Consider the following 2,389-nt stretch of genomic DNA (forward strand, 5'->3'; position numbering starts at 1 on the left):
ACACAGGTCCTTGTGGTCCATGTACTGAAATTTTCTACGATCACGGTGAGCACATCTGGGGTGGTCGCCCTGGTACACCTGAAGAAGACGGTGACCGTTTCATCGAGATCTGGAACAACGTATTTATGCAGTTCAACCGTCATGCTGATGGCACGATGGAACCACTACCTAAGCCTGCTGTTGATACAGGTATGGGTATCGAGCGTATTTCTGCAATCATGCAGGGTGTTCACTCAAACTACGAAATCGATGTATTCCAAAAGCTAATCAAAGCGACAGCAGAGATCGTTGGTCACGAAGACCTATCGAACCAATCGCTACGCGTTATTGCTGACCACATCCGTTCTTGTTCATTCCTAATCGCTGATGGCGTTATGCCTTCAAACGAAGGTCGTGGTTACGTTCTACGTCGTATTATTCGTCGTGCAGTTCGTCACGGTAACAAGCTAGGTGCACAAGGCGTATTCTTCCACAAACTTGTGGGTGTATTGGCTGAAGTGATGGGCAGCGCAGCTGACGAACTTAAAAAGCAACAAGCCGTTGTTGAAAAAGTACTTCGTATTGAAGAAGAAAACTTTGGCCGCACACTAGAGCGCGGCATGGTTATTCTGAATGAAGCACTAGATGCACTTGAAGGCAAAGAGCTTGACGGTGAAACAGTATTTAAGCTTTACGATACTTACGGCTTCCCAGCAGACCTAACTAACGACGTTGCTCGTGAGCGTGATTTCACTATCGACGAAGCGGGTTTTGAGAAAGCAATGGAAGAGCAGCGCCAGCGCGCTCGTGAAGCAGGCCAATTTGGTACTGACTACAACGCAACGATCAAAACTGAAGCTGAAACTGAATTTTGTGGTTACACCGGCACTCAAGGTAAAAGCAACGTAGCTGAAATCTTCGTTGAAGGTGAAACTGCAGAGTCTCTATCGGCAGGCGACAAAGCAATCATCATCCTTGGTGAAACGCCATTTTACGCAGAATCAGGCGGTCAGTGTGGTGATGCTGGTGTACTTAAAACTGAGTCAGGTCTATTCACAGTAGAAGATACTCAGAAATTAGGTAACGCCATTGCGCACCACGGCGTTCTGGCGGAAGGCGTACTAGCGAAAGGTGATGAAGTTGAAGCGGTTGTAGATGCAGAGCGTCGCGCTGCAATCTCTCTAAACCACTCGGCAACGCACTTACTTCACGCAGCTCTGCGTCAAGTTCTTGGTGAGCACGTTGCGCAAAAAGGTTCGCTTGTTAAACCTGAGAACCTACGCTTTGACTTCTCGAACCTAGAAGCGGTAACGCCAGCGGAACTGAAAGAAGTTGAGCGTCTAGTGAATGCTCAAGTTCGTCGCAACCATGTGATTGAAACTAACATCATGGACATTGAATCTGCTAAGCAAAAAGGTGCAATGGCACTGTTCGGTGAAAAGTACGATGATGAAGTTCGCGTACTGTCTATGGGTGAGTTCTCAACGGAGCTTTGTGGCGGTATCCATGCTGCAAACACGGGTGACATCGGTCTGTTCAAGATTACCTCTGAAGGTGGTATCGCAGCTGGTATCCGTCGTATCGAAGCGGTAACTGGTGAAGCAGCACTAGATGCGATCGAAGAGCAACAAGCGAAATACGAAGAGAAACTTGTTGAATCGGCGCAAAAAGCGAAATCTCTAGAGAAAGAAATCCAGAAGCTTAAAGACAAGATGGCTGCAGCAGAAAGCGCAAACATCATGGGTAAAGTTCAGGAAATCAACGGCACTAAAGTGTTAGTTGCGGCTCTAGAAGGTGCGGATAACAAGAACCTACGTACGATGGTTGATGACATCAAAAACCAAGTAGGTAGCGGTGTAATTCTACTGGCTAACATCAACGACGATAAGATTGGCCTAATTGCTGGCGTAACTAAAGACCTTATCGGTAAAGTGAAAGCGGGTGACCTAGTTAAGATGGTCGCTGAGCAAGTTGGTGGTAAAGGTGGTGGTCGTCCAGACATGGCTCAAGCAGGTGGTACTGATGTTGCTGCACTGCCTGATGCTATTCAGTCTGTGCAACCATGGCTAGAAGAACGCCTATAAATCTAACTTTATAAATATTTACGCTCAATCACTTGTTTGATTGAGCGTAATTTTTTTGTCCTAACCAAGTGGTTTAATTGGCACATATACCAAGTGCCGACTAAATGACTTGGTTTTTGTTATTACTACTATAGGCAATATTCAACATATTGAATTTAGTTCGAATGAGACTTTGGTCTTGGGAAGGTGAAGACTGGTGAAAAAGCCCCTTATCGTGCAAAAGTTTGGCGGGACGTCTGTAGGTTCAATTGAAAGAATCCACACGGTGGCCGAACACATCATAAAGGCGAAAAATGATGGTAATCAAGTTGTCGTAGTCGTATCGG

At 46.0% G+C, this 2,389-nt stretch carries 2 protein-coding genes; both read left to right on the forward strand.

Annotation, left to right across the window (positions count from 1 at the left end):
• Window positions 1-2,063 (forward strand): alanine--tRNA ligase (alaS, locus tag AC4MRV_RS21905; RefSeq protein ID WP_491189384.1); only part of this gene is annotated, 2,063 nt, incomplete at its 5' end.
• 196 nt (window positions 2,064-2,259) lie between these two features.
• Window positions 2,260-2,389: amino acid kinase family protein (locus AC4MRV_RS21910; RefSeq protein ID WP_491189385.1), on the forward strand; the 130-nt coding region annotated here is incomplete at its 3' end.

The organism is Vibrio sp. (genome assembly GCF_984391705.1).